Here is a 3,962-nt window from a genome sequence, read left to right on the forward strand (position 1 = left end):
ATGCCGATGCCGATGCCGTATACGCCCAGCCGGCGGCCAGGCAGGCACTCGACGTCATTCACGCACTGTTTGCCGGCCACAGCAAGGCGGAGTGCGTGTTGCTCGACCAGATCGCGCTCGGCCACGCGCTGGTGGCCAAGGCGCTGCCGCTGCTGCAGGCGCTTCCCGTCGCGGCGCCGGTGGCCGAAGCCGCCATCGAGCATTTTGGGCAGCATGCCTCGCCGTTCCAGGCGCGGGGGCCTCCTTCTGCGAGTTTCCGCTGATCCCGCCGGCTTCGCGGGATTCCATTTTGTGACGAGTCTCCAGCGGATCTGAGCATCCGCTCGCTGGTCGGGCGCGCCTGCGCGGTACCGGCTGCGATTCGTCGTTCACGCCGCATTTTTGCCGATGGCCCTGCTGTGCGCATGCCGCACGGAGCTTCGCCATCGGCGCATTTTCGAATTTCTTCTATGACTCCATATTTCACATTGGGCGGCGCTCAGGCTTGCGCTCGCCCTGGCCCCGTATCTGCGGCCATTTTCCTGTTGTTCGCCGCTTCGCATGCCTGTGCGGCGGACGGGCCAGCCGACGCGCAGCAAAATGCGCTGCCGGAAGTCACGGTTTCCTCCAGCGGCCTGGATCTGGGCGTCTCCGACATGACGACGCCGATCAGCGTGATGGAAGGCAATGAGCTGGTGCGCCGCAGAGAGGCGACGCTGGGTGAGACGCTGGATGGCGAGCCCGGCATGACCAGCAGCCACTTCGGCGCGGGCGCGAGCCGGCCCGTCATTCGCGGTATGGACGGACCGAGGGTGAAGGTGCTCTCGGATGGCTCGGAAATCCAGGATGCCTCGACGGTGAGCCCTGATCACGCGGTGACTTCGGAGCCGCTGCTGGCCTCGCAGATCGAGGTGCTGCGCGGGCCATCGGCCCTGCTGTATGGCGCGGGCGCCATCGGCGGCGTGGTCAATGTCCTGGACCGGCGCGTTCCCACCAGTATTCCGCAGAAGGGATACGAGGGCAGCGCCGAAGCGCGCATTGGAAGCGGTGCGGACGAAAAGGCGGGCGCCATTTCCCTGACCGGCGGCAGCGGCAACATCGCCATGCATGTGGAAGCGGCGGGGCGCGATGCCAACGACTACGGCGTGGGCAGCGGATGGAGCGGCGGCCCGCGCGTTCCGGGCAGCTTCAACCGCACGTCGGGCGGCAGCGTCGGGCTGTCCTGGATCGGCTCGCGGGGCTTCCTGGGCTTTGCCGTGACCCAGCAGAATGCGCGCTACGGGCTGCCGGGGCACAACCACGACATCGAAGACTGCCACCCGCACGGCGACCATCTGCATTGCGGCGGGCATGGACATGACGAGGAGGACGGGCACGATCATGACCATGACCACTCCGGTTCGCCGGCGGACGTGCCGGTGGTGGACATGCGCAGCAACCGTCTCGACGTGCGCGGCGAGCTGCGCGACCCGTTTGCCGGCTTCTCGGCGCTGCGCCTGCGCGCCGGGCTGACCGACTACCGGCACGACGAAATCGAGGATGGGGCCGTCGGCACCACGTTCAAGAACAAGGCCTACGATCTTCGCGTCGAGGCGCAACACGAGGCGGTTGCCGGCGTCAGGGGCCTGATCGGGCTCCAGACGTCGCGGCGCAGGTTCAGCGCCATGGGCGAGGAGGCCTATGTGCAGCCCACGGTCACCGAGCGCACCGGGCTGTTCATGCTGGAGGAGTACCGCGTCGGCGACTGGCGCTGGGAAGGCGCGCTGCGCCACGATTGGCAGATCGCCCGGGCGGAAGACAGCGCGGTGGAGCGCAGCCACCATGGCACATCACTGTCGCTGGGAACGTCCTGGCGGTTCCAGCCCGGTTACGCGGCGGGCCTGACGCTCACCCGCGCAAGCCGCGCGCCGACGGCGGAGGAACTGTACGCGCGCGGCCTGCACATGGCGACGGCGACATGGGAGCTGGGCAATCCCGATCTGCGCAGCGAGGTCTCCAACAACATCGACCTCTCGCTTCGCAAGACGGCCGGGGATACCACGTTCGACGTGACGGCTTATCGCAACCGTGTCAAAGGCTATATCTATGGTCAGACGCTTGACGAGCAGGACGGCCTGCAACTGCTGCAGTACAGCCAGCGCGACGCCACTTTCACCGGACTGGAGGCCAAGGTGCGCCAGAAACTGAACACCGCGCTCACCGCAACCGTGTTCGGCGACGTGGTCAGGGCCAGGCTGGCCAGTGGCGAGAATCTGCCGCGCATGGCCCCGGCCAGGCTGGGCGTGCGGCTGGATGCGCGCTGGCAGGCGTGGGATGCGAGCGCCGAATGGGTCCAGGTCGCGGCGCAAAACCGGGTGGCGGAGTTCGAGTCCCGCACCCCGGGCTATGGCATGCTGCATCTCGGCCTTGCCTACAACGGCGGGCAGGGCACGGCGCATGAATGGCAGGTCTACCTGAAGGCCCGCAACCTGACCAACCGGCTGGCCTATTCGGCCACGTCGTTCATCAAGGACGCCGCGCCCCTCATGGGCCGCAACATCGTGCTGGGAATACGCGTGGCTTTCTAAGAATGTGTTCACGATCTCCTCGCGGCTGCGTAGAGATCGTAAACACGTTCTAATCCCGCGCACTTTCGTGCGACAAGCTTGAGGTGCCGTGAACGCGCTGCTACCATGCGCGTTCATGGTCACCTTCGAGCCAACCTCCCGTAGCCTGATTCAGCCGTCCGGCCTGTGCGGAGGCTGCGTTGCGCCCGCCTTTCGGGAAATCTGGCCATACAAGCCGGTCGCACATTACCCCGCCCGGCGATAGGCATCCATCCTTCCAGATCTTTCACACGCGCAGACACACTTGCATCGCCGGGCTCCAGAAAAGCAGTTCTGCGTTGCGGAGTGCGGCCGGGCCGCGTGGATGGCGCCACGCCCCGGCCTCGTCCGCGCCCACCGAAGTGAGGAATGGCATGGATCAGGCAATGGAATTCACCAAGCAGTTTCTGCGCGCCAAGAGCCCTTGTGCAATGGGGTTTCGCTGGTTCGTGCGCAACATCGAGGACGGAGTGAGCTACCAGAAGGCGCTGGATACGCTGGTGGAGGCCGGGCGCGTCGATGACGCCCTCTGGCTCATTAACGCTTTCGGCCCGACGAACGAGGTGCTCGAGGTGGACGGCCTGGAGGCGCAGGCCATCGTCTTCGCGGGGACGATCCGGGTGCGCGCTGGCATCGATGTGGACGGCGTGGTCCACGCGGGCCGCTCCATCCAATGCGGCGGCGGCATTCGCAGCGGCGGTTCGGTCACCGCCGGAGAGGACGTGCGCACCGGCGGCAGCATCCTGTGCGGGGAGCACTTGCGGGTGGGCGGCAGCCTTCGCGCCGACTGGGGAATCGAGGCGGCAAGATCGCTGACCTGCGGCGCGGACGTGCGAGCAGGCTGGGACCTGCAGGCGCAGGACGCCATTGAAGCGGGCGGCGGGCTTTTTGTCGGCCAGGATCTGCTGGCGGGTTCTTCCGTCCAGTGCGCCAAGAACCTGCGTGTCGGCGGCGATCTGCGCGCGGCGGACTCGGTGCGCGTGGCGCAGGGCATTCACGTGGGCGGCGCGATCGACGGGGTCACGCACCTCGAGGCGGGCTGGGGTATCCGCGCCGGCCAGTACATCCACGCGGCGGGATCGATCAAGGCCGGTGAGAGCCTTTCCGCTGGCGAGGATATCCGCGCCGGCCATGGCTACGGCGTGTTTGCGGGCCTCCATGTGCAGGAGCAATCCTGGGAGGTGTGCGCCCAGGTCTGGGCCGAGCAATTGCCCGAAGGGCTGCGCAGCGGGTTCTTCAGCGGCCCCAGCCCGTTCGACAGCGCCGCGGCGAGATGACGGGGCTTTCCTGGAGCGTGCCTGAAGCACAGCGCGGAATTCTCTAGAATCCAGGGCTTTCCACGATCTCACGGCATCGGCATGATGCATCAGCCCGTCGCGCGGCCGCCGTCGATATCTC

3 protein-coding genes and 1 pseudogene are annotated in these 3,962 nt (G+C 67.0%); 3 read left to right on the plus strand and 1 reads right to left on the minus strand.

Features of this window, described 5'->3' with window-relative positions:
* Both ABWP92_RS16695 and ABWP92_RS16700 read left to right on the plus strand, forming a co-directional pair.
* Positions 1-263: pseudogene (locus ABWP92_RS16695) on the plus strand (hypothetical protein); the annotation flags it as partial.
* A gap of 186 nt (positions 264-449) precedes the next feature.
* Positions 450-2,546 (plus strand): TonB-dependent receptor domain-containing protein, encoded by a 2,097-nt coding sequence (locus ABWP92_RS16700; RefSeq protein ID WP_353236532.1) that lies wholly within the window; start codon positions 450-452, stop codon positions 2,544-2,546.
* A gap of 265 nt (positions 2,547-2,811) precedes the next feature.
* Here ABWP92_RS16700 and ABWP92_RS16705 read toward each other — a convergent pair whose 3' ends face one another.
* Entirely contained in the window at positions 2,812-2,940 is a 129-nt protein-coding gene (locus tag ABWP92_RS16705) for a hypothetical protein (protein ID WP_353236533.1), read from the minus strand.
* Positions 2,941-2,950: 10 nt separating this feature from the next.
* Here ABWP92_RS16705 and ABWP92_RS16710 point away from each other — a divergent pair, with 10 nt between their 5' ends.
* The gene (locus ABWP92_RS16710; protein ID WP_353236534.1) at positions 2,951-3,841 is read left to right on the plus strand and encodes a hypothetical protein; all 891 of its coding nucleotides are present in this window, start codon (positions 2,951-2,953) and stop codon (positions 3,839-3,841) included.
* Positions 3,842-3,962 lie beyond the last annotated feature (121 nt).

The organism is Diaphorobacter ruginosibacter, from assembly GCF_040396215.1.
Classification (GTDB): domain Bacteria; phylum Pseudomonadota; class Gammaproteobacteria; order Burkholderiales; family Burkholderiaceae_C; genus Diaphorobacter_A; species Diaphorobacter_A ruginosibacter_A.

Coding starts and splice junctions, on each gene's coding strand:
- ABWP92_RS16700 (WP_353236532.1), top strand. CDS start 450: ATGACTCCATATTTCACATTGGGCGGCGCTCAGGCTTGCGCTCGCCCT.
- ABWP92_RS16705 (WP_353236533.1), bottom strand. CDS start 2,940: ATGCCATTCCTCACTTCGGTGGGCGCGGACGAGGCCGGGGCGTGGCGC.
- ABWP92_RS16710 (WP_353236534.1), top strand. CDS start 2,951: ATGGAATTCACCAAGCAGTTTCTGCGCGCCAAGAGCCCTTGTGCAATG.